The organism is Arthrobacter sp. YAF34 (assembly GCF_052113245.1).
In the GTDB taxonomy this organism is placed as follows: Bacteria; Actinomycetota; Actinomycetes; order Actinomycetales; family Micrococcaceae; genus Arthrobacter.
The window spans coordinates 152,915-177,968 of the sequence record NZ_JBFRCV010000003.1; the positions used below are offsets into that span (position 1 = coordinate 152,915).

Annotated in this window: 21 protein-coding genes and 1 tRNA gene; 8 read left to right on the top strand and 14 right to left on the bottom strand. The window is 66.3% G+C overall.

The annotated features are described in order from the left end of the window. Positions 1–5: 5 nt before the first annotated feature. On the bottom strand, positions 6–3,521 hold the full coding sequence (gene rpoB, locus AB4Y72_RS05185) for a DNA-directed RNA polymerase subunit beta (RefSeq protein ID WP_116765102.1): 3,516 nt from the start codon (positions 3,519–3,521) through the stop codon (positions 6–8). Positions 3,522–3,989: 468 nt separating this feature from the next. Here rpoB and AB4Y72_RS05190 point away from each other — a divergent pair, with 468 nt between their 5' ends. Further along, the gene (locus AB4Y72_RS05190; RefSeq protein WP_441425084.1) at positions 3,990–5,189 is read left to right on the top strand and encodes an acetyl-CoA C-acetyltransferase; all 1,200 of its coding nucleotides are present in this window, start codon (positions 3,990–3,992) and stop codon (positions 5,187–5,189) included. A gap of 75 nt (positions 5,190–5,264) precedes the next feature. Further along, the gene (locus tag AB4Y72_RS05195; protein ID WP_441425085.1) at positions 5,265–5,753 is read left to right on the top strand and encodes an aminoacyl-tRNA deacylase; all 489 of its coding nucleotides are present in this window, start codon (positions 5,265–5,267) and stop codon (positions 5,751–5,753) included. Between the two features lie 96 nt (positions 5,754–5,849). Here AB4Y72_RS05195 and AB4Y72_RS05200 read toward each other — a convergent pair whose 3' ends face one another. The 10 genes from AB4Y72_RS05200 to AB4Y72_RS05245 form a co-directional block, all read right to left on the bottom strand. Further along, entirely contained in the window at positions 5,850–7,703 is a 1,854-nt protein-coding gene (locus AB4Y72_RS05200) for a bifunctional metallophosphatase/5'-nucleotidase (RefSeq protein WP_441425086.1), read from the bottom strand. Positions 7,704–7,943: 240 nt separating this feature from the next. Then, complete coding sequence (gene rplL / locus AB4Y72_RS05205) at positions 7,944–8,315, bottom strand: 50S ribosomal protein L7/L12 (RefSeq protein ID WP_028276543.1); 372 nt, start codon at positions 8,313–8,315, stop codon at positions 7,944–7,946. A 77-nt stretch (positions 8,316–8,392) separates the two neighbouring features. Then, the gene (gene rplJ, locus AB4Y72_RS05210; RefSeq protein ID WP_028276542.1) at positions 8,393–8,986 is read right to left on the bottom strand and encodes a 50S ribosomal protein L10; all 594 of its coding nucleotides are present in this window, start codon (positions 8,984–8,986) and stop codon (positions 8,393–8,395) included. A gap of 362 nt (positions 8,987–9,348) precedes the next feature. Then, the gene (locus AB4Y72_RS05215) at positions 9,349–10,458 is read right to left on the bottom strand and encodes a GNAT family N-acetyltransferase (RefSeq protein WP_441425087.1); all 1,110 of its coding nucleotides are present in this window, start codon (positions 10,456–10,458) and stop codon (positions 9,349–9,351) included. 627 nt (positions 10,459–11,085) lie between these two features. After that, complete coding sequence (locus AB4Y72_RS05220; RefSeq protein WP_441425088.1) at positions 11,086–12,210, bottom strand: GNAT family N-acetyltransferase; 1,125 nt, start codon at positions 12,208–12,210, stop codon at positions 11,086–11,088. A gap of 158 nt (positions 12,211–12,368) precedes the next feature. Further along, positions 12,369–13,076: a 50S ribosomal protein L1 gene (rplA, locus tag AB4Y72_RS05225; RefSeq protein WP_120951180.1), complete on the bottom strand. Its 708-nt coding sequence runs from the start codon at positions 13,074–13,076 to the stop codon at positions 12,369–12,371. Positions 13,077–13,216: 140 nt separating this feature from the next. Further along, positions 13,217–13,648 carry a 50S ribosomal protein L11 gene (rplK, locus tag AB4Y72_RS05230; protein ID WP_018773647.1) on the bottom strand — a complete coding sequence of 144 codons (432 nt, stop codon included), beginning with the start codon at positions 13,646–13,648 and terminating at the stop codon, positions 13,217–13,219. Between the two features lie 147 nt (positions 13,649–13,795). Further along, complete coding sequence (gene nusG / locus AB4Y72_RS05235) at positions 13,796–14,638, bottom strand: transcription termination/antitermination protein NusG (protein ID WP_441425089.1); 843 nt, start codon at positions 14,636–14,638, stop codon at positions 13,796–13,798. A gap of 113 nt (positions 14,639–14,751) precedes the next feature. After that, positions 14,752–15,036, bottom strand: a complete 285-nt coding sequence (gene secE / locus AB4Y72_RS05240; protein WP_441425090.1) for a preprotein translocase subunit SecE — start codon at positions 15,034–15,036, stop codon at positions 14,752–14,754. Between the two features lie 79 nt (positions 15,037–15,115). After that, positions 15,116–15,188: transfer RNA gene (locus AB4Y72_RS05245), tRNA-Trp, on the bottom strand. A gap of 277 nt (positions 15,189–15,465) precedes the next feature. Between AB4Y72_RS05245 and AB4Y72_RS05250 the strand changes: the two genes are divergently transcribed. After that, entirely contained in the window at positions 15,466–16,683 is a 1,218-nt protein-coding gene (locus AB4Y72_RS05250; RefSeq protein ID WP_441425091.1) for a pyridoxal phosphate-dependent aminotransferase, read from the top strand. Between the two features lie 203 nt (positions 16,684–16,886). On the opposite strand, the gene AB4Y72_RS05255 is transcribed toward AB4Y72_RS05250, so the two are convergent. Both AB4Y72_RS05255 and AB4Y72_RS05260 read right to left on the bottom strand, forming a co-directional pair. Further along, a complete protein-coding gene (locus tag AB4Y72_RS05255) occupies positions 16,887–17,519 on the bottom strand; it encodes a LuxR C-terminal-related transcriptional regulator (protein ID WP_441425229.1) in 633 nt (210 codons plus the stop codon). 140 nt (positions 17,520–17,659) lie between these two features. Further along, positions 17,660–19,045 carry a PspC domain-containing protein gene (locus AB4Y72_RS05260; protein WP_441425092.1) on the bottom strand — a complete coding sequence of 462 codons (1,386 nt, stop codon included), beginning with the start codon at positions 19,043–19,045 and terminating at the stop codon, positions 17,660–17,662. Between the two features lie 124 nt (positions 19,046–19,169). Between AB4Y72_RS05260 and AB4Y72_RS05265 the strand changes: the two genes are divergently transcribed. The 5 genes from AB4Y72_RS05265 to AB4Y72_RS05285 all read left to right on the top strand — a co-directional run bounded on the left by AB4Y72_RS05265 (position 19,170) and on the right by AB4Y72_RS05285 (position 23,377). After that, entirely contained in the window at positions 19,170–20,825 is a 1,656-nt protein-coding gene (locus tag AB4Y72_RS05265; RefSeq protein ID WP_441425093.1) for a PspC domain-containing protein, read from the top strand. Position 20,826: 1 nt separating this feature from the next. Further along, the gene (locus AB4Y72_RS05270; protein ID WP_441425094.1) at positions 20,827–21,090 is read left to right on the top strand and encodes a hypothetical protein; all 264 of its coding nucleotides are present in this window, start codon (positions 20,827–20,829) and stop codon (positions 21,088–21,090) included. A 3-nt stretch (positions 21,091–21,093) separates the two neighbouring features. Further along, positions 21,094–21,348, top strand: coding sequence for a PspC domain-containing protein (locus AB4Y72_RS05275; protein ID WP_441425095.1), 255 nt, complete (start codon positions 21,094–21,096; stop codon positions 21,346–21,348). 197 nt (positions 21,349–21,545) lie between these two features. After that, a complete protein-coding gene (locus AB4Y72_RS05280) occupies positions 21,546–22,571 on the top strand; it encodes a 6-phosphofructokinase (protein ID WP_441425096.1) in 1,026 nt (341 codons plus the stop codon). A gap of 95 nt (positions 22,572–22,666) precedes the next feature. Beyond that, positions 22,667–23,377: a GNAT family N-acetyltransferase gene (locus AB4Y72_RS05285; RefSeq protein ID WP_441425097.1), complete on the top strand. Its 711-nt coding sequence runs from the start codon at positions 22,667–22,669 to the stop codon at positions 23,375–23,377. 38 nt (positions 23,378–23,415) lie between these two features. On the opposite strand, the gene AB4Y72_RS05290 is transcribed toward AB4Y72_RS05285, so the two are convergent. Beyond that, the gene (locus tag AB4Y72_RS05290; RefSeq protein ID WP_441425098.1) at positions 23,416–25,020 is read right to left on the bottom strand and encodes an MFS transporter; all 1,605 of its coding nucleotides are present in this window, start codon (positions 25,018–25,020) and stop codon (positions 23,416–23,418) included. Between the last annotated feature and the right edge of the window lie 34 nt (positions 25,021–25,054).

Here is a 25,054-nt window from a genome sequence, read left to right on the forward strand (position 1 = left end):
GCCTGCTAAACCTCTTCTACGGAACTGGGCTCTGCACGAGACAGATCGATGCCCAGTTCTTCCGCAGCCGTGAAGACTGCGTCATCAGAGTCACGCATTTCAATTGTGGTTCCGTCCGTGGAAAGCACTTCCACGTTCAGGCACAGCGACTGCATTTCCTTGATCAAGACCTTGAAGGACTCAGGAACGCCCGGCTCGGGGATGTTCTCGCCCTTGACGATGGCTTCGTAGACCTTCACACGACCGTGGATATCATCCGACTTGATCGTGAGCAGTTCCTGGAGCGTGTAGGCGGCGCCGTAAGCTTCGAGCGCCCACACTTCCATTTCACCGAAGCGCTGGCCACCGAACTGTGCCTTACCACCCAGCGGCTGCTGCGTGATCATGGAGTACGGGCCGGTGGAGCGTGCGTGGATCTTGTCGTCCACCAGGTGGTGGAGCTTCAGGATGTACATGTAGCCGACCGAGATCGGATCCGGGAACGGCTCGCCGGAGCGGCCGTCGAACAGACGGGTCTTGCCCGAGGAGTTGATCAGGCGGTCGCCGTCGCGGGTGACGTTGGTGGAATCGAGCAGGCCCGTGATTTCCTCTTCACGAGCACCGTCGAAGACCGGCGTTGCAACAGTGGTCTGGCCACTCTCGCGCGGCAGGTTCGGCAGCTGCTTGACCCACTCGGGCTCGCCCTCGATCTTCCAACCGGTCTTGGCAACCCAGCCGAGGTGCGTCTCCAGCACCTGGCCGACGTTCATACGGCCCGGAACACCCAGCGGGTTCAGGACGATATCAACGGGGGTGCCGTCGGCAAGGAAGGGCATGTCCTCGATCGGAAGGATCTTGGAGATAACGCCCTTGTTGCCGTGACGGCCGGCGAGCTTGTCGCCGTCGGTGATCTTGCGCTTGGCGGCCACGTAAACGCGCACCAGCTGGTTGACGCCCGGGGGCAGCTCGTCGTCGTTGTCGCGGTCGAAGACGCGGACACCGATCACGGTGCCGGACTCGCCGTGCGGAACCTTCAGGGAGGTGTCGCGCACTTCGCGGGACTTCTCACCGAAGATGGCGCGCAGCAGGCGCTCTTCCGGGGTCAGCTCGGTTTCGCCCTTGGGGGTGACCTTGCCGACCAGGATGTCGCCGGCCTCGACCTCGGCACCAATGTGGATGATGCCGCGCTCGTCCAGGCCTGCCAGGACTTCCTCAGACACGTTGGGGATGTCACGGGTGATTTCCTCGGCACCAAGCTTGGTGTCGCGGGCATCGATCTCGTGCTCCTCGATGTGGATGGAGGACAGGACGTCCTCGGCCACGATGCGCTGGGACAGGATGATGGCATCCTCGAAGTTGTGGCCTTCCCATGACATGAATGCCACGAGCAGGTTCTTACCGAGGGCGAGTTCGCCCTGGTCCGTTGCCGGGCCGTCAGCGATGATGCCGCCGACTTCCAGGCGCTGGCCTTCGTTCACCAGGACACGGTTGTTGTAGCAGTTGCCCTGGTTGGAGCGGGCGAACTTGTTGATGCGGTAGTTGGTTTCCGTACCGTCATCGTTGAGCATGATGACCAGCTCAGCGGAGACCTCGGTGACCACACCGGCCTTCTTGGCGATGGTGACGTCGCCGGCGTCCACTGCAGCGGCGCGCTCCATGCCGGTACCGACGAACGGCGCCTCGGAACGGACCAGCGGCACGGCCTGGCGCTGCATGTTGGCACCCATGAGTGCGCGGTTAGCATCGTCGTGCTCGAGGAACGGGATCAGGGCGGTAGCCACGGACACCATCTGGCGCGGGGAGACGTCCATGAACTCGACGTCGGCGGCGGGAACCAGCACGGGCTCGCCTCCACCACCGCGGGCACGGACCAGGACGGTCTCCTCGGCGAAACGCTTGTTCTCGTCGAGCGGGGCGTTGGCCTGTGCGATCAGGACCTCGGCCTCGTCGTCGGCCGTGAGGTACTTGACCTCATCGGAAACGACGCCCTCGGAGACAAGGCGGTACGGGGTCTCGATGAAACCGAACGGGTTGATGCGTCCGTAGGATGCCAGCGAACCAATCAGACCAATGTTCGGGCCTTCAGGAGTTTCGATGGGGCACATACGTCCGTAGTGGGACGGGTGCACGTCACGGACTTCCATGCCGGCACGGTCACGGGACAGACCACCCGGGCCAAGCGCGGACAGGCGGCGCTTGTGGGTGAGGCCCGAGAGCGGGTTGTTCTGGTCCATGAACTGGGACAGCTGGGACGTTCCGAAGAACTCCTTGATGGCTGCCACAACGGGGCGGATGTTGATCAGGGTCTGCGGCGTGATGGCCTCGACGTCCTGAGTCGTCATGCGTTCGCGGACAACGCGCTCCATGCGGGACAGGCCGGTGCGGACCTGGTTCTCGATGAGCTCGCCGACGGCGCGGATGCGGCGGTTGCCGAAGTGGTCGATGTCATCGATCTCGACGCGGAGCTCGTGGTCCTGGCCGTCGCGCTTGCCCATGAGGGTCTTCTCGCCGGCGTGCAGGGCAACCAGGAACTTGATCATGGCCACGATGTCTTCAACGTGCAGGACCGAAGCTTCCTTGTCGCCAAGGGAGCGGTCGATGCCAAGCTTGCGGTTGATCTTGTAACGGCCGACCTTGGCCAGATCGTAGCGCTTGGAGTTGAAGTACAGGTTGTCCAGCAGGGACTGGGCAGCCTCAACCGTGGGCGGCTCGCCCGGGCGCAGCTTCCGGTAGATGTCCAGCAACGCGTCTTCGCGGGTCTCGGTGGCGTCCTTCTCCAGCGTGGCGCGCATGGAGTCGTACTGGCCGAACTCTTCGAGGATCTGGCCTTCGGTCCAGCCGAGGGCCTTCAGCAGCACGGTGACGGACTGCTTGCGCTTGCGGTCAAGACGGACGCCGACCTGGTCACGCTTGTCGATTTCGAGCTCGAACCAGGCGCCGCGGGACGGGATGATCTTCGCGGTGAAGATGTCCTTGTCGCTGGTCTTGTCGGCGGTGCGCTCAAAGTAGGCGCCCGGCGAACGGACCAGCTGGGAGACGACGACACGCTCGGTGCCGTTGACGACGAAGGTGCCCTTCTCGGTCATCAGCGGGAAGTCACCCATGAACACGGTCTGCTGCTTGATTTCGCCCGTGTTGTTGTTCATGAATTCGGCCTTGACGTACAGCGGAGCCGAGTACGTTGCGTCCCGGTCCTTGCACTCGGCCATGGTGTATTTGGGGTCAGCGAACTCCGGCTCGGAGAAGCTCAGGGACATGGTGCCCTGGAAGTCCTCGATCGGGGAGATCTCTTCGAAGATGTCGGACAGACCCGAGGTGGTGGCGACACTGAGGTCGCCTTCTTCGACGGCCTTCGCTACGCGCGCCTGCCAGCGTTCGTTTCCGACCAGCCAGTCAAAGCTGTCCGTTTGCAGGGCGAGCAGATTCGGAACATCAAGAGGTTCATGAATCTTTGCGAATGAGAGCCGGCGGGTTGCACCGTCGGTGCTGTCGGCATTGATAGCGGTAGCGTTGTTTACATTAGAGGTGCTCGAGGCGACCAAGAGGGATCCTTCCACAGACCTTCAGGCGTTGTCAGATCTCCCCCGTTGTGCACCCTGCAGAATGACTCCGCAGCGCTACCAGTCCGGTTCCGCTATATGACCCGGGACCCGCGCTGCCCATGCTGGTGCACGTTGTAGACGGCACATTGATGGAACAGCTGTCAGGCTAAGCCCACCGCTATATGAAGGCTGAAGGTAAACAGGGAAGACGCAAATATCTACGATACGGCAAAGCAACCTACTTGTCTACCCCACTTCCGGCGGGATTGCAAGCACGTGGATGTGGCGGAATTTTCGCGGAACATTGGCGGAGTCCCGGCGCGGTCCCGCGGCGCGGCGCCGTGGCGACCACGGGAGTTCTCCGTGGGACCCCTACTGAGACCATCGCTGAGACCCTTGCAGAATGGATAGGTGACGGGGCTCACGATAACGTAGACGTAAGACGAAACCAGATCGGAAGAGAAGACTATGAGCAACCCCGCAGACAACAACGATGTTGTCATCCTCGCCGCCGCCCGCACGCCCCAGGGCCGCTTGAACGGGCAACTGGCCAGCTTCACCGCCGTCGAACTCGGCACCCACGCCATCCGGGCTGCCCTCGCCGCCAGCGGCGTCAAGGCCGACCAGGTTGACAGCGTGATCATGGGCCAGGTCCTGCAGGCCGGAGCGGGCCAGAACCCGGCGCGGCAGAGCGCCATCGGCGCCGGCATCGGCTGGAACGTCCCCACCGTGACCCTCAACAAGGTCTGCCTCTCGGGCCTCACCGCGGTGATCGACGCCGCCCGGATGATCCGCAGCGGCGACGCCACCGTGGTGGTGGCCGGCGGCCAGGAGTCCATGACCCGCGCCCCGCACGTGCTGCCCGGTTCCCGGCAGGGCTGGGCGTACGGCACGGTCCAGGCCCTCGACGTCGCCGCACACGACGGCCTGACCGACGCCTTCGACGGGCAGTCCATGGGGTTGTCCACGGAAACCAAGAACCTGACCCTCGGCATCGACCGGACGTCCCAGGACGAGGTCGCGGCCCAGTCCCACCAGCGGGCTGCCCGGGCCGCCAAGGACGGCGTCCTCGACGGCGAGATCGCCGCGATGAGCGTCAAGCAGCGCAAGGGCGACCCGATTGCCGTCACCTCCGACGAGGGAATCCGGCCGGACACCACGGTCGAATCGCTCGCCGGCCTTCGCGCGGCATTTGTCACGGACGGAACCATCACCGCGGGCAACTCCTCTCCCCTGTCCGACGGCGCCGCGGCCCTCGTGCTCTGCAGCCGGAGGTTCGCCGAGGACCACGGCCTTGACTACCTGGCCGTGGTCGGCAAGCCGGGCCAAGTCGCCGGGCCGGACAACTCGCTGCATTCCCAGCCGTCCAACGCCATCAAGAGCGCCCTGGATAAGGCCGGCTGGTCCGCTGCCGACCTCGACTTCATCGAAATCAACGAGGCTTTCGGCTCCGTGGCGGTGCAGTCGCTGAAGGACCTCGACTACCCGCTGGAACGGTGCAACATCCATGGCGGAGCCATCGCCCTGGGTCACCCGATCGGGGCCTCCGGCGCACGGCTTGCCCTGCACGCGGCCCACGAACTCAAGCGCCGGGGCACCGGCAAGGCGGCCGTTTCGCTGTGCGGCGGCGGCGGCCAGGGCGAGGCGTTGCTGCTCTACCGCGACTGAACCGTCAGCCGCGCAGGCCCCCGGGGGGACGCAGCAGAACGCAGGAGAATGCAGGAGCGCCACGAAAGGTTTTGGATGACAGAGCAGACAACGGCCGGCGGGGGCCGCGAGCGGTTCCTGGCCGACGCCGCGGCCCGCGGGTTGGACGTCGAAATCGTCGAACGCCTCGCCGCCCGCAGCGTCGAGGAAGCGGCCGGAATCTTGGGGATCCGGCCCGCAGACATCGTGAAATCGCTCGTGGTCAAGCACAAGGACGGCAGCTTCCTGTTCGCCCTGGTCCCCGGCGACCGGCAGATCTCCTGGCCCAAACTCCGGGCGCTGCTGGGCGTCAACAAGCTCTCGCTCCCGGCGGCGGAATCGGCCTTCGAGGCCACCGGCTACGAACGCGGGACCATCACGCCGCTCGGCAGCACCCGGCCCTGGCCGGTCTACGCCGACCGAACGATCACGGGCCGGCGGATCTCCATGGGCGCCGGGGAACACGGTTTCAGCGCGTTTGTGGATGCGGACGCCCTGGTGGCGGCCCTGGGCGCCGTCGTCGCCGATATCACCGAGCCGAACTAGCCCGCACGGGTTAAAAGCGACGCGGGGTCACCTCGGGCCCATCCGGATGGTCGGGATGGGCGCGACGTGACCCCGCGATGCTGTTTTAACCGGGCGTCAGGCCGTAACCGTGAGGGGTGCCCCGTTGACGGTGAGACGCCAGTTGGCCTGGCTGAACACGGCGACGTCCAAGGTCCCGCGGTCCACGACGTAGTCGATGATGCGCTGCCTGATCTCCTGCTGGCTGTTGGACAGCACGGGCGCGCTCTTCACGGCCGGGAAGTTGCCGCCCCCGCTCTGCCGGTAGTTGTTGATGGCCAGGGCGAATTCCTGCTCGAGCCGCAGCGGCTCGCCACCGTAGCTCAGCTTGACGATCCGGTCCCCGGCCGGCCGGGCGAGGTCGATCTCATAGTTCAGCGGCGCGTCCAGGCCGTAGACGGCGTCGTAGTTGTAGTCCGGCGTGCCGTTCGGCGCCGTGGCGGTCACCGCATTGGTGACGTCCTGGGCGGTCGCCGTGGTGGTGGCCACCGGCTTGAAGTACTGGGCGGACCACTCCAGGTACGCCTTGACCTGGGCCCCGGTGACCTTGATGGAGAGCAGCGTGTTGTCGAAGATGTAGAGCCCTGCGACGTCGCGGATGGTGAGCGGGCCGGCCTTGACATCGACGGCGCGGGAGAAGGCGGCGGCAATGGACAGCACGGGCAGCCCGGCCGCGGGACCGTTGGCCAGCTCAGCCTTGATGGTGCTGGCCTGGACGTAGTTGATGGCGTCGATCGCTGCGGAGTCCTCCCAGCAGGCGGTGGCCGTGCTGAGCGGCGCCGTGGAGGTTCCGATGACCTCATTGACGTAGTTCACCGTGGCCTCATGCCCGGCCTGCACGGCCCGGACGACGGCGGGATCCGGGTCCACGGTCTTGGCGTCCAGCAGGTGCGAATGCGCCGACGTGACGGTCCACTGCCCCTGCACCTTGGCGAGCTCGAGGTCCATGACAGATACCCGCATGCCCCACTTGAGCGGCTCGGTCAGGAGCACCTGCCTGCCGGTGGCCTTGTTGGTGACGAAGCGCTCGGGGATTTCCAGGTGGGCGTGCCCGACCAGGATGGCGTCAATGCCGGGCACTTCCTCCGCCAGCTGGGTGGAGGCGTTCTCCGGGAACGGCAGGGCGTCGCCGTAGGAAGATCCCGGCGTCGCCCCGGAATGGCTCGTGACTATGACGATGTCCGCGCCGGCGGCCTTCACCTGCGGGATGACAACTTTGGCCTCTTCCACGATGCCGTTGAAATCCAGCCTGCCCTGGACGTTGTCGCGGTCCCAAAGGGCGCAGCCAGGCGTCACGAACCCGACCAGGCCCACCGTGACCCAGCCGTTGCCCGTCTTGACCCGCTTCAGGACGTACGGGGTGAAGGCGCGCTGGCCGGAGACGGCGTCGTGCACGTTGGCGCCCAGAAGCGGAAAATCCAGCTGCTTTTCCCAGGTGTGCAGCAGTGGAATGCCGTAGTTGAACTCGTGGTTGCCCAGCCCTGCCGCGTCATAGCCGATCGCGTTCAAGGCCAGCGCCATGGGGTGCTTCACGGTGGCCGAGATGGGCTTGATCTTGGCGAAGTAGTAGGCCAGGGGCGTGCCCTGGATGGTATCCCCGGCGTCGATGGTCAAGGTGTTCGCCGCTCCGCGCTCGGCCCGCATGGCGTTGATCAAGGTGGCGGCCTGGGCAATTCCGATCTTGTTCCCGGCGGCATCGGCATAGGGCAGGTTCTTGAAGTAATCCCAGTTGAAGACGTTGTTGTGCAGATCGGTGGTGCCGAGCACGGTCAGCGTGAACTGCTTCTTGCCGTCCGGCCTGCCCGTGGCGGCCCGTTCGCCGGCGGCCTGGGCTGCGGGGGCTCCCGCCAGTGCGGCTGCGGCGGCGCTGCCGCCGACGAGGGCGGCTGTAAGCATCGCGCGGCGGGAGGGTGCATCGTGTGGGTTCGGCATGGTGGGTGAACTCCTGAACGTAGGGGCCGGTGGGCACAAATCCACAGTCTAGGGGCGCCTTTGCAACTGCGACAGGGGTATCAGAAAAACTTTGCCAAATCCTTGGCCGCCGTTCACCACGGCGACGGGAGTGCTGCAGCTGGCGTGGATTCCGGTCCGGAAACGCAAGAAACCCCGCCCACCGAAGTGGACAGGGTTTCCTGCGAGCCGTGCTGGCCCCGAAGGGCCGAACGCCGGAAGTTACTTGAGGGTAACGCGGGCGCCAGCTTCTTCGAGCTGAGCCTTTGCCTTCTCGGCAGCTTCCTTGGTGGCGCCTTCGAGAACAGCCTTGGGTGCGCTGTCAACCAGGTCCTTGGCTTCCTTGAGGCCCAGGGAGGTGATGGCGCGAACTTCCTTGATCACTGCGATCTTCTTGTCGCCAGCAGCTTCGAGGATGACGTCGAAGTCAGTCTTCTCTTCAGCTTCTTCTGCAGCAGCAGCGGGGCCGGCAACGGCAACGGCAGCAGCAGTAACTTCGAAGGTCTCTTCGAAGAGCTTGACGAACTCGGAGAGCTCGATGATGGTCAGTTCCTTGAAAGCTTCAATGAGCTCTTCGTTGGTGAGCTTCGCCATGGTGTGGCGTCCTTCCTATAGTGGTGCGCGGCGGCCCTGAGGCTCGCTGTCGCACCGGAGTCTTATGGAGAAGAGGACTAGTTCTCTTCGGGGGCTGCGGCTTCGGCCGGTGCTTCGGCCTCGGCTGCTGCATCTGCTGCGGGAGCTTCTTCAGCGGCGGGTGCTTCGGCTGCTGCCGGTGCACCGTTCTCTTCTTCAAGCTTGAGGCGCAGTGCGTCGATGATGCGTACAGCAGCGGCAGCAGGAGCCTTGAGGATACCTGCAACCTTGGCGAGCTGCAGCTCACGGGACTCGAGTGCTGCCAAGGCAGCAACTTCGCTGGCGTTCAGTGCCTTGCCCTCGAAGTAGCCGGTCTTGATGACCAGCTGCTTGTTGGCCTTGGCAAAATCCGTCAGGCTCTTGGCAGCGGCAACTGCGTCACCCTTGATGAACGCGATTGCAGTGGGGCCGGCGAGCTGACCGTCGAATGCTTCGACACCAGCTTCCTTGGCTGCAATAGCGGTCAGGGTGTTCTTGACGACCGAGAACTTGGTTTCCTGGCCGAGAGAAACACGCAGCTGCTTGAGCTGTGCAACGGTGAGCCCACGGTATTCGGTCAGGACAGCGGCGTTCGATTCCTTGAAATCGTTAGTGATCTCAGCTACTGCTGAAACCTTGCTAGGCGTTGCCATAACCCTCCTTCCGGGGATAGTGCCGGTGTGTCCGGGTCCCCGCTCAAAAGAGCTAAAACTAAAAAACGCCCCGCGCAGATGCACGGGGCTTGTCTCGACGCGGTCCATGACCGCGGAGCTTTGCTTCGTTCACCTGCGCCGGCCGCCCTATGTTCAGGGTCCTTCGTCCGGAAATCCACTGCGCTCTCCCGGCGCGACTGCAGAAGTGAGTCTTGCTTGGGAGAGTGGATTTCCAACAACCGACGGTCTTTGGTCCTCCAAGCTTACGGGACGCGGCGCGCGTGTTCCAAATCGGGCGCCCTAGACAGCGTCCGGCAGCCGGCCTCCGGCGGGCAGCCTCCGTCCGGCACGGCCCCGGGCCGTCAGCTGACCGTCGGGCCGAAGTCGGGCAGTTCCTTCTGCCACAGGCCCGTCACGCCCGCCGTCGTGAATCCGAGCTGCAGGTTGACCTTCAGGAGGTAGCGGTTCTCCGGGGCGTTCCATGTGTACAGGACCCGGGCGTCCGGGAACTGTTCGCTGAGCCGTTCCATATTGGCGACCTTGATGAGCAGGCCGAGTTTGTTGCCGCGGTGTTCCTGGAGTACCACGGTGTCGTCTTGGAAGACCACGTCCGGGCGCAGCGCCAGGACGCTGATGGTGGTGAGGCCAACGAGGGTTCCGCTGGCTATGTGCTCGACGGCGGTGACCACCGTCCGGCGGCCCTGGGCAATGGTCACGTCCTCCGCTTCCCGGAGGATACCGCCGTCGAACACCATGTCCTCGGCCTCCGCTCCCAGCACGTCGTCCTCGCCTGCCCGGTTCTCCAGCGCGGCAACGGCCTCGAGCCACTGTTCCGGACACCGGTCCGTCCAGTGGTGCAGACGGTAGCGGCCGGCATTGGCTTCCTCGGCTTCGGCCTCAAGTTCGGCAACGAGTTTGCTGTCCAGCGGCAGGGCGCAGGAACTGAACTGTTCGATGTGCTGCAGGGTGTAGCCGGTGTGCCGGGCGAATTCCACGTCGCGGCTTCCCAGCGGAACGAACCCGACGCCGCTGCCGGGCACGAGCTGCTCTGCTTCCGGGTCCCGCAGCGTGGAACCCGGATGGTTGGTGTCGATCAGGATCGTATGACGGCCCTCGTCCCGGGCGAAATGCTCCGCGGCTTCCAGCAGCTGCCGGCCCACACCCTGGCGCCGGTATTCCGGGAGGATGTCGAGGGTGAATTCGGCGAGGTCGAGATTGTCCACGAGCGGCAGGGCGATGTCCGCTGTCCCCACAATCACGCCGTCGATCTTGGCCACGAGGATCACTTGGCGTTCGTAGGGGTCCGCCATCTCAAGAAGCTTCTCCTGCGGCGCGTACGCGAGGTCATCGGTGCCCCAGGTCTGCATCCGCACCCTTCGCCCCACTTCGACGGCGGCGAGAAAGTCGGCGGCATCCGGTGTGTCAAGGGAATCGGGGATCCACAGCTGCTCAATCCGTACATCGTTTGCCATAGAGGGCATCATCCCAGCCGTTTCCGCCACCCGCCATCGGTTCGGCCCGGCTCAGACCGGGCTTCAATCGCCAGCATATGCTGGTTTGGGCCGCTGTTCCATCGGTGACGCCGCCCGGTTTTGCGCGGCCCGGCTCCCCGGCGGCTCCCGGACGCTGCGGGCTCCGGGGCGGCCGGCATTGATGAAGCCCGTCCGGTGGAGCGACGGGCCCGCCGGCAGACACCCCGGGACATGTCCAGCCCTGATCGCCACGGGTGGACATAATGCCTTTATGCCCCCTGGCCAGGACAAAAAATGAGCATGTCCCTCGTGGTGGCCGGCTGAAGAATGAGCATGTCCCTTATGGTGCCCGACGCGGAGTGGACATGTCCCTCATGGCAGTCAGGGAAGAATAGACATGTCCCCCTCTGATTGTCAGCGATGACCATAATGCCCTTATGCCCCCTGGCCAGGACAAAAAATGAGCATGTCCCTCGTGGTGGCCGCCGAGCAATGAGCATGTCCCTCGTGGTGGCCGCCGAGCAATGAGCATGTCCCTCGTGGTGGCCGGCGAGCAATGAGCATGTCCATCTGATTACCCGGGGCACAGCGCTCTCAGGGTCGCAACGCGCGGTGCAGTTCCAGGTGTCAGTTCCCGGCAGCCGAATCGGGGCCGCCTGCCGCGGGGGCAGTCCGTTGCCACTCGCCGTCATAGCCGGCGGGCCGGAACCCCAGTGCGACGTTGATGGCCAGCATGTGCCCGTTTTCGGCGGCGTTGTACGTGTTGACTCGCTGCACCGCAGGGTACTGCGCGTGGAGGCGCCGGAGGTTGGCAATCTTGACCAGCATGCCCAGCCGGTGCCCGCGGTGGGCCGCAGCGACCAGAGTGTCATCCTGCTCAGCCAGCCACGGTTTGCTGCGGGGCAGTTCGAGCACGGTATATGCGGCCAGCTCACCGCTGTCCGGGTGACGTGCGGCCACCACGAGTGCATCGTTCCCGGCCCGCCGCCAGGTGTCTTCGACATGCCGGACGCGTGCGGCGTCCCAGGTTTCTGCCTCGCTGCTGAGGCCGCCGGTCGGTGCGTCCGTGCTCATCCGGGACATCAGCCGGGCGAGCTGGCCGACATGTTCGTCCGGGCACCGGTCAGCCCAGAACAGCAGTTCATACCCGCTGGCCTTGGCCCGGGCCTCCCGTTCGAGCCCGTCCAGTGCACCCGCGGCGGCGCGGACGTCCAGGCTGCTGAACCGTTCGACCTGTTCGAGTCGGTAGCCGGCGCGCTGCGCGAACCGCACGCCGCGCTGATCCGCCGGAACCGCACCGGTGCCAGTAAGGGGCCTGAGCATGCCGGGGCCGTCCGGGTCGTAGTCGGCGGGGTGTTCTGTAAAGCTCTGCAGGACGGTGCGGCCGTCGGCCAGGGCCAGGGATTCGGCATGCTGCAGGAGGCTCCGGCCGATCCCGCGGCCGGCAAAATCCGGCAGCACCTGGACATGGCCGAGGGCCCTGCGCAGGTTCTCCTGCAGCTCCAACCGTATCCACGCCCGCGCCACCATGCGGCCGTCGACGCGTACATAGAACAGCCGCGTCCTCTGGTATTCGGTGTCCCGCCAGTACCGGAGCCGGGCTTCGGCCGGTGTGGCACGATCCAAGGAGCCCCACGTCTGCAGCACCATGGCATCACTGAGTTCGCCGAATTCCAGGAAGGCACCGGCGTCCGCGGAGTCGAGCGTGTCGGGCAGGCACAGGGGTTCTATGCGGTACGGCGGCGTAGTCACCGGGACAGCCTAACCGGCGGGCGGCCCGCGGCCAAGGAACGCGGCGAAGGGAATGCCGCCGCCACGGATTGGATGGGCCCTTAAATGCGGAAAGGCCGCCCCGCAGGTGCGGGACGGCCTTTCACTTGAAACTGGTGACGCCGTGTATCCGGTGAGGCTTAGACCTCGGTCAGGACCTTGGTGACGTTGGGGTCAACCGAGATGCCCGGGCCGAACGTGGTGGCCACGGTGGCCTTCTGGATGTAGCGGCCCTTGGCAGCGGACGGCTTGAGGCGCAGGACCTCTTCCAGTGCTGCTGCGTAGTTCTCGGCCAGCTTCAGGGCGTCGAAGGACACCTTGCCGATGATGAAGTGCAGGTTCGAGTGCTTGTCGACGCGGAAGTCGATCTTGCCGCCCTTGATGTCGTTGACAGCCTTGGCGGTGTCAGCGGTCACGGTGCCGGTCTTCGGGTTCGGCATCAGGTTACGGGGACCCAGGACCTTACCGAGGCGGCCGACCTTGCCCATGAGATCAGGGGTGGCGACGGCGGCGTCGAAGTCGGTCCAGCCGGCGGCGATCTTTTCGATCAGGTCATCGGAACCAACGAAGTCGGCGCCGGCAGCGATTGCCGCTTCAGCCTTTTCGCCCGTCGCGAAGACGAGAACGCGGGCGGTCTTACCGGTGCCGTGGGGCAGGATAACGGTGCCGCGAACCATCTGGTCGGCCTTGCGGGGGTCGACACCGAGGCGGAAAGCGACCTCAACGGTGGCGTCGAACTTGGACGGGTTGGTGTCCTTGGCGAGCGTCACTGCCTCGACCGGCGCGTAGAACTTCTCCGCGTCGATCTTGGCTGCGGCTGCCTCATATGCTTTGCTGCGCTTTGCCATGCTGCTTATTTCTCCTTGTGCAGTTGTGGTCTGCGGACCGCGCTGGGCCCTGCCACAGTCAGGATTCCGGCTGGCTTAGCCGTGCCGGGTTCCCAACATCTCAATGTTTTGGTGGTGCCGGTTGCCCGGCGGGAAGGCTATTAGCCTTCGACGGTGATACCCATGGAACGGGCGGTGCCGGCGATGATCTTCGCTGCGCCTTCGAGGCTCGTGGCGTTGAGGTCTTCCATCTTGGTGGTGGCGATCTCGTTGACCTGGGCCTGGGTCAGCTTGGCAACCTTGACGGTGTGCGGGGTAGCCGAACCCTTGGCGACGCCTGCAGCCTTCTTGATGAGCTCTGCAGCCGGCGGGGTCTTGGTGATGAACGTGAAGGAACGGTCCTCGTAGACCGTGATTTCCACGGGGATAACGTTGCCGCGCTGGGCTTCCGTGGCAGCGTTGTACGCCTTGCAGAATTCCATGATGTTGACACCGTGCTGGCCAAGCGCAGGACCGATCGGCGGGGCCGGGTTAGCGGCACCTGCCTGGATCTGCAGCTTGATGAGGCCGGTGACCTTCTTCTTGGGAGCCAATGTAGGTCCTTCTCTCAAATGCGTCCTGGGACACAGGAGCGTGTCTCAGGTTGGTGGCCGCCATGGCAAGGCGACCGGCCGCTCCGTGGCTGCTAAGCGGGCAGCCCGGGGCGAATTCTTGTAGTCCAGCTGGATCTTACGGTTCAGCTAGATCTTGCTGACCTGGTTGAACGCCAGGGTGACCGGAGTCTCGCGTTCGAAGATGGACACCAGCACCACGAGGGTCTGGGAATCGATCTTGATCTCGGAGATCGTGGCGGGCAGTGTCTCGAACGGGCCCTCCTTGACGATGACGGACTCGCCAACCTCGAAGTCGACGTCCACCTGGGCGGCGGCGTGCTTGACGGGCTTGCCCTTCTCGGCCTGTTCTTCTTCGAAGACCGGGGCCAGCATGGAGAAGACCTCATCGAGGCGCAGCGGGACCGGGTTGTGGGCGTTGCCCACGAAGCCGGTGACACCGGGGGTGTGGCGGACGGCGCCCCAGGAGGCGTCCGTCAGGTCCATGCGTACCAGGACGTAGCCGGGGATGCGGACGCGGTTGATGACCTTGCGCTGAGCGTTCTTGATCTCAACGACTTCCTCCATCGGAACCTGGATTTCGAAGATGTAATCTTCCATGTCCAGGGTCTGGATGCGGGTCTCAAGGTTGGCCTTGACGCGGTTCTCGTAGCCTGCGTAGGAGTGGATGACGTACCAGTCACCCTCCTGGCGGCGCAGCTTGGCCTTGAACTCATCGGCGGGGTCGACGTCGGCCTTAGCGGCCGCCGCTGCCAGCGCGTCGGCGCCTTCAGCGTCGCCGGCTTCAGCATCGGCGTCGCCGGCGACTGCTGCCTCTGCCTCGTCTTCCGCGGCTACGGCCTCGTCGGCCTCGTCAGCGACGTCGGAATCGGGCGCAGCAGACACAGCCTCGGACTCTTCCACGGCTTCCGCCGCAGCGTCCTGGCTCTTATCCAGCTCAGTCTCAGTTACCTCGAGCTCCTGCTCAGACACTTGGTCTCCTGCTTCCTCATTGCCTAACATGCCTATTTAAATGACTCAATTCCGCACACCCCACGGAATGTCCGGATTCCCGGCTCTTCCACGCAGTCTGCGGACTGGTCGCCTTAGCGGTTCGCGGGGGCGGTGCCGCCGAAGACCCAACTGACCGCGGTCCCAAAGGCCAGGTCAAGCAGGGTGACGATCACCATCATGATGGTCACGAACACCAGCACCACGATCGTGTAGTTGATCAGTTCTTTGCGGGTCGGTGCAACGACCTTCTTCAGCTCGCCAATGACCTGGCGTACGAAGATAGCGATACGAGCGAAGAAGCCGGGCTTGACGGCGTTCTTGGCGGGGCGGCCTTTGGAGCTGCTGGCAGCCGTTTCGGTCACCTGGTCCTCACTCATCCTCGCAATGATCGGATACCCGGCTCTGAACTGAACCATGGTTGCTGCGCTTGTTCCGGATATTCCGGAACAGCATGCGCAGGGCAGACAGGACTCGAACCTGCAACCTGCGGTTTTGGAGACCGCTGCGCTACCAATTGCGCCACTACCCTTCGGGGTGAAAATCGGCTCCGGCCGTTGCATTCCGCAGGCTTCCCTGAGGCGCAGGCCATCATCGTGTTTTCAACACCGGAGAACCAGTCTACGCAACAACTGCGCCTACGTCGAACCGGCCCTCTTGCGGACCCCTGCGCGCCTGCGAAAACGAACTGACAGCCGTCAGTCATATTCGCGTTCCGGCACCCCGGGGGATCCGCTGAACAGCATAGAGTAGATTTCGTCGAATCCCACATCCAGCCTTCCAGCTGCAAGCGAAGAACGGACCCGCCCATGTCTGCTGCCCGCATTTCCCAGCGCATTTCCGCGATAGCCGAATCCGCCACTCTGGCCGTCGATGCCAAGGCGAAGGCGCTGAAGGCTGCCGGACGGCCGGTCATTGGCTTCGGTGCCGGGGAACCCGATTTCCCGACCCCCGGCTACATCGTGCAAGCCGCCATCGAGGCCGCCAGCCAGCCGAAGTACCACCGCTACTCCCCCGCCGGCGGCCTGCCGGAGCTCAAGCAGGCCATTGCCGACAAGACGTACCGGGACTCCGGCTACAAGGCCGAGGCATCCCAGGTGCTGGTGACCAACGGCGGCAAGCAGGCCGTCTACAACACCTTCGCAACGCTCCTGGATCCGGGCGACGAGGTTATTGTTCCCACCCCGTTCTGGACCACCTACCCCGAGGCCATCCGGCTGGGCGGCGGCGTGCCGGTGGAGGTTTTCGCGGGGCCGGAACAGGAATACCTGGTCACCGTGGACCAGCTGGAAGCCGCCCTCACGGACCGCACCAAGATCCTGCTTTTCGTTTCCCCCTCCAACCCCACCGGCGCCGTGTACTCGCCGGAGCAGGTCAAGGCGATCGGCCAGTGGGCGGCGGCCAAGGGGCTGTGGGTGGTCACCGACGAGATCTATGAACACCTCACCTACGACGGCGTGCCGTTCACCTCGATCGCCACGGCTGTTCCCGAACTGGGCGACAAGGTGGTCATCCTCAACGGCGTGGCCAAGACCTACGCCATGACCGGCTGGCGCGTGGGCTGGATGATCGGACCGGCGGACGTCATCAAGGCTGCGACCAACCTGCAGTCCCACGCGACGTCGAACGTCTCCAACATCATGCAGATTGCGGCCCTCGCCGCCGTGTCCGGGCCGCTGACCGCCGTTGATGAGATGAAGGTGGCCTTTGACCGCCGCCGCAAGGCGATCGTGGCGGGCCTGAACGCGATCGACGGTGTTGAATGCCCGACGCCGAAGGGCGCCTTCTACGCTTACGCGGACGTCCGCGCGCTGCTGGGCAAGGAGTTCCCGTCCGCGAACGGTCCGGTGCGGCCCGCCACGTCCGCCGACCTGGCCACGCTGATCCTGGACGAGGTCGAGGTTGCCGTGGTGCCCGGCGAGGCCTTCGGCCCGTCCGGCTACCTGCGCCTGTCCTATGCGCTGGGTGACGAGGACCTGGCCACGGGCGTCGCCCGCCTGCAGGACTTCCTCGGCAAGGCGAAGTAGGCGCCCCTTCCCGTCCCTCCCGCAGCTCCTGCAGAAGACTTACGAACGCTCCCGCAGCTCCTGCAGAAGACTTACGAACGCTCCCGCAGCTCCTGCAGAAGACTTACGGACGCTCCCGCACGCATGTGCGGGAGCGTCCGTCGCAAGGGCGCATCACCTGCGGGAGCGTCCGGGTTTAAGGGCCCTGATGTGCGGGAGCGTTTTTAGAGGAGGCGGCGCTCGGCGGCCCAGCGGGTCAGTTCGTGGCGGCTGGAGAGCTGAAGCTTGCGCAGCACCGCCGAGACGTGGGTTTCGACAGTCTTGATCGAGATGAACAGTTCCTTGGCCACCTCCTTGTAGCTGTAGCCCCGGGCGATCAGCCGCATCACCTCGAGCTCCCGCGCCGAGAGCTTGTCCAGCTGGTCATCGGCGATGTCCGCGGGGGCGGTGCCGAACGCGTCCAGGACGAAACCTGCCAGCCGGGGCGAGAAGACGGCGTCGCCACCGGCCACGCGGCGTACCGCGCCGCTGATCTCCGCCCCGGAAATGGTCTTGGTGACATAGCCGCGCGCGCCTGCCCGAATTACGGACACCACGTCCTGGGCTGCGTCCGAGACGCTCAGCGCCAGGAACCGGGTAGTGCCCAGCAGCGGCGCCGAGCCTGCCAGCACCTCGCGTCCGCCGCCACCGCGGCCGCCGGGCAGGTGGACGTCAAGCAGCACGACGTCGGGCCGCTGGGCCGCGATGACGGCGATTGCCTCTTCCACGGTGCCGGCCTCACCCGCGACGACGATGTCCGGGTCCAGATCCGCCTTCAACCCGGAGCGAAAGATGGCGTGGTCGTCCACGATCACCACCCGGACCCGTCCAAGGGCCGCGGGCGCCGGGCTTCCCGGCAGCGCGCCTACGGGCGCCGTGCTTTCCTGTCCGCGGCTTTCTGAGGCACGGCTTTCTGAGACACGGCGTTCTGGCAAGGGGTGTCCTGGTTCTGGGCTGGTCACGGACTGGCCTCTCCATTGGTGTTGTTGGCGGCAGTGCTGGCAGTTCCGGCAGTGCTGGCGGTTCCTGCAGATGCGGCGGCCGTGACGGGCAGCCGGAGCCGCACCTCGGTGCCGTCGGCGCTGCTGATGATGGCGGCGGTGCCGCCATGGCGGCTCATCCGCCCGATGATCGATTCCCGCACGCCGAGCCGGTCCGGGGGAACCGAATCGGGGTCGAAGCCTGGCCCCCGGTCTTTGACGAAAACCTCCGCGGCTGCGTCAGTGACCTCAAGGTAGACGGACACGGCGCCGCCGCCGTGGCGGGCGGCGTTCAGCATGGCCTCCCGGGCTGCCTGCACGAGGGCCTCGTGGCGCGGGGTCATGGCGCAGTCCCCCACGGCCACCACTTCGACCGGGTGCCCCAGCAGGTCCTCCACCTCGGCGGCCGCGGCCCTGACGCCGTCGGACAACTGGCCGGAGTCATTGCCGGCGTCCCGGTACAGCCAGCCCCGCAGTTCGCGCTCCTGGGCGCGGGCCAGCCGAATCACGTCGTGCTCATTGCCGGCACGACGCTGAATCAGGGCGAGGGTCTGGAGCACGGAATCGTGGAGGTGGGCGGCGATCTCGGCACGCTCGGTGGCGCGGACACGCCCCGCGCGCTCGGTTTCCAGGTCCCGCCAGAACTTCAGCCCCCAGGGAAGCAGTACGAGGGCCACGCCTCCCAGCACCGCCACCGACGCCAGCAGGGCAAGCCAGGTCTGTTCCCAGGACCCTGAGCCGGACACCATCACCAGCACTCCGGCCACCACCAGGCCCAGCCCGGCCGCGAGACGCGCCCAGCCACCGGCCTGGTCAGCCTTGGTCTTGTCGACGAGACCAGCCCGCCGGGTCTCGTCGAGCTGCATCCAGGCGATCGCGGCGCCGCCCAGGATTGCCGCGACCGGGATCAGGGTCCCCAGCGGCACGTCAACACCAAGGAGCCGGGCGATCAGGATCCCGGCCGCCAGCAGCAGGCCGGCGCCGAGCAGAATCTCTTTGCCGAACCGCATGCCGGGGGCCCTGGACGGCCGGGCCCCTCGCGGCGCCGTCCCGGGAGTTCCGCCAGTCCCGGAGGTACCCGCGGAAGCCGCGGCGTCGAGGTCCCCCGGGACGCTGACGGCCGGGGCGATGGGCGACGCCGGCCGGCGGGCGTTTCGCCCGGCGCTTTCATCCGTCGTGGGCACCATGATCCAGAGCCAGGCGTAAAAGGCGACTCCGGCGCCGCCCGCGAGCGCAGCCACCGCCATGCCGATTCTGACCATGCGCACCGGCCAGCCCAAGTGCGCGGCGAGGCCTGCGCACACGCCCGCAATCACGCGATCGCTGCTGCGGACCAGCGGCGGGCGGGCGGGCGGGGTCGTCATGGATCAATCCAAGCACGGATCGGGGTTCCCCGGACGCGTTTGCGGGCCGAACCGGGGGTCACTCAGGGGCCGTTCAGGGTGTTCCCCAATAGAGCCCGCCCCGGGGAACGGGCAGGATCGAAGCATGAGCCCTCACACTCCGCACCCCGATGAAAGCCAGGCCTCCGCAGACCTGCCACAGACGGATCGACCAGATCCGGACCTTCCCGACGCGAGCCAGGCCGCCCCGGACCTTCCCGACGCGAGCCAGCCCGCCCCGGACCTTCCCGACGCGAGCCAGCCCGCCACAGGCGTCCCGGCAGCAGGCCGGCCCGCCGGCGCTGCTGCCGGTTTCGGGCCCGACGGCGGTACGTCCCCGGAGCCCCCGCGGCTCTACCCGGCCGGCGACCCGGAAGGCCCGTACGCCCCACCGCCGTTCCACGGCGCGGATCCATCCCAGGGCGGGCCGTACCCGGACGGGCCGTACCCGGGCGGACAGATGCCCAGACGGCAGGGGCAGAATTTCTTCGACTGGATCCGCAGCCAGGGCATCTACCGCGGACGCGACCGCTGGATCGGCGGCGTGGCCAGCGGTATTGCCCACCGGCTCGGCGTCGACCCCCTGATCATCCGCGGCGTCCTGATCGTCCTGACCATTTTCGCCGGACTGGGCGTGCTTGCCTACGGCCTCGCCTGGGCATTGCTGCCCGAACCCGACGGTCGCATTCACGTCCAGGAGGCTGCCGCGGGCCGGTGGACCGCCGGCATGACCGGCGCCCTGATCACCACCGTCATCGGCTTCCCCAGCCTGGGCACCGGCGTCTGGGGCTGGGACCGCTTCGGCTTTGGCGCCTTCGTCTGGACCGTCTTCTGGGTGGGCGGTGCGATCTATCTCGTCTACTACCTGACCCAACGCAACAAGAGCCGGGATGGGGCCACTCCCGTGTCGTCGCGCTACGAGTCCAGCAGCCCTGCCGGAGCCGCGACTTTTGCAGCCCCGGCCCGAGCCGGCGCCGGGCAGCAAGCTGCCGGAGGCTTCCCGCCGGCCGGTGCCCCCGCCTATGGCCAGCCCGTCGACGAGGACGCCATCTCCGGCGCTGGCCCGGCCTGGGGCCCGCCCCCGCCATCCGGACCCACTCCGCCCGGGCCCACTCCTCCTCCGGCCGCGCCGCGCCACTTTGGCCCCGGCACTCCGGCCGTCGCGATCACTGTCGGTTCGGCCCTCCTGGTGGGCGGGGGCATCAAGGCCCTCGACGCCGCCCACGTGATCGACCTCGGCGATTCAGGCAATGCCCTGGTCTGGGCGATCGCCGCGGGCATCCTGGGCCTGGGAATCCTGTTTGCGGGCTTGCGGGGCCGGTCCTCGGGGATTCTGGGCTTCTTCGCCGTGGTGGCCCTGCTGATCGGCGGAATCTTCAGCGTGGTCCCGCACGGCGACCGGCTCCGTTGGCAGAACGCCGACTGGACGCCGTCGAGCGTTGAACAGGCTACCGGCGGCTTTGAGATCACCGGCGGCACCGGGACGCTGGACCTGACCAAAGCGCCGCTGCATCCTCCGCTGGCCTCGGATGTCGTTGTGCCCATCCAGGCGACCGCGAGCAACCTGACCGTCGTTATCCCGAGCACGGTCCCCGTGCAGATCCAGGCGGACATGACCATGGGAAACCTCCACGAGGGCGGCCAGGACCACGGCGGCATGATGAACCAGCAGAGCGACTACAACACCACCAAGCCCGGCGCCCGCATGGTTGTGAAGATCTCCGGGACCGTCAGCAACGTGACCATCAAGGAAGGCAACTGACATGAGCAGCTATGACGACTATTCAGCCGCCGCCGAGCTCGGCCAGGAACCGGGCGGCGCCCCCGTCCGCGTCGGGACCGTGGTGTGGGGGCTGACAGTGCTGGCCTTGGCGGCGCTGATCATCATTTCCGGACTCGGGATCGTGGCCCTTAACGGCACCTATGTCCTGATCGGCCTGATGATCGGGGCCGGCGCCGCCCTCATTGTCGGCGGGGTGCTCTCGGCCCGCAGGCGTGACAATAATTCAACTTCAGGGAAGTCTTGAACCATGGATAAATTCTTCGACACCATCCGGGGCTTCGGCCTTAAACGTGGTCCGCAACGCTGGGTTGGCGGGGTCTGCGGCGGAATCGCCGCCAAACTGAACGTGGACGTGGCCTGGGTCCGGATCGCCTACCTGCTCCTGAGCCTGCTGCCCGGGCCGGCCTTCGTGTTGTACCTCACGGCGTGGCTGCTCCTTCCGGACCAGCGCAACGCAATCGTCCTGGAAACCTTCCTCGCGAAGCGATCCTCCCGGCCCTAGCCCGGTCGCAGGCCGGCCCTGCAGGACCGAAACCAGCTGGGTGGACACGGTCCCAGCTCGAAAGGGTGCCCCCGCCTCACCGCGGGGGCACCCTCATGTAACCGTTTGTGTCCTGCCCCACACGCGCCACTAGACTCTAGGTGAGCTCAGCGTGGCGCTCTGCCTGTAACCCTTCAAACCAGGATTTGAGCCAAGACATGAAAATTGGAATCCTCACCAGCGGCGGAGACTGCCCCGGACTCAACGCCGTCATCCGTGGCGCCGTCCTCAAGGGCATCGCCGTCCATGGCCAGCAGTTCGTGGGATTCCGGGACGGCTGGCGCGGGGTTGTTGAGGGCGACATCGTCGAGATTCCCCGCACCACGGTCCGGGGCATCGCCAAGCAGGGCGGCACCATCCTTGGCACGTCCCGCACCAACCCGTTCGAGAACGGCGGCGGCCCCGAAGTCATCAAAGCCAACATGGACCGGCTGGGGATCGACGCCATCATCGCCATTGGCGGCGAGGGCACCCTGGCCGCGGCAAAGCGGCTCACCGACGCCGGCCTTAAGATCGTGGGCGTGCCCAAGACCGTGGACAATGATCTCGATGCCACGGACTACACCTTCGGCTTCGACACGGCCGTGGAAATCGCCACCGAGGCGATCGACCGGCTGCGCACCACGGGAGAATCCCACCACCGTTGCATGATCGCCGAGGTCATGGGCCGGCACGTGGGCTGGATCGCCCTGCACGCCGGCATGGCCTCGGGCGCCCACGCCATCCTGATTCCGGAGCAGAAGGCCTCCATGGAACAGATCGCCGAGTGGGTCGTCTCCGCCCGCGACCGTGGGCGCGCCCCGCTGGTTGTCGTGGCCGAGGGCTTCGTGCCGGAGGGCCAGGAGTCCCCACATTCGGAGCGCGGGCTGGACACCTTCGGCCGCCCCCGTCTCGGCGGCATCGCCGAGATGCTGGCGCCTGAGCTCGAGGCCCGCACCGGCATCGAGACCCGGGCCACCGTCCTCGGCCATATCCAGCGTGGAGGCGTCCCGACGGCGTTCGACCGTGTCCTGGCCACTCGCCTGGGCATGGCGGCCATTGATTCCGTGGTGGAGCAGCGCTGGGGCACGATGGTTTCGCTGCACGGCACGGACATCGTCCACGTCGGTTTCGACGCCGCGCTCGGCAACCTCAAGTCCGTGCCACAGACCCGTTATGACGAGGCCGCCGTCCTCTTTGGCTAAGCCGGCCGCGGGCTCACTGCGAACGGGTGCGTCGCGGCATACCCGGGCTGGCATGCCGCGAGGGGCCCAGGCCCGGCGGTGGGTAGGGTTGATGCATGACTCTCGAGCCCGGTTCCGCTGAAATAGTCCAGCTCGCATGGGCCCGCCGCTTGGGTTTCGACGACGGCGCTTTCGCGGCCGCCGCCGGTGAGCGGCTCACCCGGGCCGATGAGGCAGCCAGGTCGGTGCAGTTTGTCCGGCTGTTCGGCAACTCCGCCCTGGTGGGCCCGCAATGGGCGCTGGACGCCGCGGCTGGCCTCTCCGATGGGGAACTTGCCCAGCACGTGACCCTGCTGACCATCACCCGCGCCCATGGTGGCCACGGGCTGGGAGCCGCCGCGCTCTTCTTCGCCGACGATCTCCCCTTGCAGCAGCCTTCTGAAGAGCTGACCGTCTCGCACGGGAACCCGGAAGCGATCGAACTGGAGACGTTCTGCCCGCCCGATGATGTCAACGAGGTGGGCCTCGCGGACCTCGAACACCGCTTCACCGTCATGCATCTGGACGACGGGCACCGGACACCCGTGGCCTGCGGCGCGTACACCGAGTGGGAGGGCCTGCTGGCCCATCTGGGGGTCCTGGTCGCACCGGAATGGCGGCACCGCGGGCTGGGCAAGCTGGCCGCCTCGATAGCCGCGCACGAGGCCCTCGCCGCAGGCCTGACGCTGCAGTGGCGCTCCGAGGTCAGCAACCAGGGGTCCCTGGCGTTGGCCCGCAGCCTGGGTTTATCCGCGGGCGGCATCCAGACCAGCGTGCTGCTGGGCTGATCCGGATGCCCGCGCGGGGCGCGCTCTGGGCGCGCGCTCTAGCGGCGCTCTGCGCCGGCCCTGTCTACGCCGGACCTGTCTACGTCGGCAACAGCGGCTGAGCCGGCGGCCGCATCTGCAGCCGGCGCCCCATGGCCCCCTGACTCAGCCGGGGCCGCTGCGCCGGCGGCAGCCGGCTCGCCCCAGCCCTGGACCGGCTTGGGCTTGGCAAAGAACAGCGCCACGGCAGCGCCGAGCAGGATGACAGCCGCCGGCAGCAGGATGGCCTGGCCCATCGCCGTCGAGAACCCCTCATGAAGCGGCTCGGGCAAGGCCCCGCCGAAGCCCATCGGGCTGGCCTCTCCGCCTGATCCGGGACGGGCGGGAAGCTCGGCCACCAGCCGCGCCTGGATCAGGACGGCGATGGCGGCACTGCCGAGCACGGCGCCGATCTGGCGGGTGGTGTTGTAGACGCCCGAGCCGGCGCCGGCCTGCCTCGGCGGCAGGTTCCGCGTGACCGTGGAGCTCAACGGGGCCCAGATGCCCGCGTTGGCGAAGCCCAGCACCGCGCTGGGGAGCAGGAACAGCCAGATGGGCGTGTCCGGGTGCATGAGCAGCGAGTTCCAGAACAGCGCCACGGACATCAGGACCAGGCCCGTCGCGGTGATGAATTTCGGGTTGACCCTGTCGATGATCCGCCCGACGACGGGGGCCAGGCCGCCCGAGATCAGCGCCATCGGCACCATCATGAGCGCAGACTCGGTGGGAGTCAGGCCGCGGACGATCTGGTAGTAGAAGATCAGCGGCAAGGTGAACGCCGTGACGGTGAAGCCGACGGTGGTGATCGCGATATTGGCGAGCGAGAAGTTCCGGTCCCTGAACAGGGACAGTGGCAGCAGCGGTTCACCCTTGTTGAACTTCTGCCACAGGACAAAGACAACCAGGACGACGACGCCGCTGATAATCAGGCCCCAGACGGTGATGGGGCCGACGATGGTGCCCCAGTCGTAGGTCTCGCCCTCCTGGATGCCGAAGACCAGCAGAAAGAGGCCAAGGGCGCTGAGCAGCACGCCGGGTATATCGAACTTGTGCGGGTGGGTGCTCAGCGTCGGGACGAACCGCATCGCGAGGATGAAGCCGGCAATGCCGACCGGGACGTTGATGAAGAAGATCCATTCCCACCCGAGGCCGTCCACCAGCACGCCGCCGAGGATCGGTCCGACCAGGGTGGCGACGCCTGCCGTGGCACCCCAGATGCCCATGGCCGCACCGCGGCGGTCGGGCGCGAAAATCCGGGTGATGACGGCCATGGTCTGCGGCGTCATCATGGCGGCGCCGAGGCCCTGGACCACGCGCGCCGCAATGAGGGTCTGGACATCACCGGAGAGGCCGCACCACAGTGAGGCCAGGGTGAAAACGACGAGTCCGGAGAGGTAGAGCTTCTTCGGTCCGAAGCGGTCGCCAAGCCGGCCCGTGATGAGCAGCGGCACGGCATAGGCGAGCAGGTAGGCGCTGGTGACCCAGATGACCGAGTTAATGTCGGTGTTCAGGCCCTTCATGATGCTGGGGTTGGCCACCGAGACAATGGTGGTGTCGATCAGGATCATGAAGAAGCCGATCACCAGGGACCAGAGTGCCGGCCACGGCCGGGCTACGTTTTCCATGGGGTTCCTTTGGGGCTGGTGCGGATGCTGGATG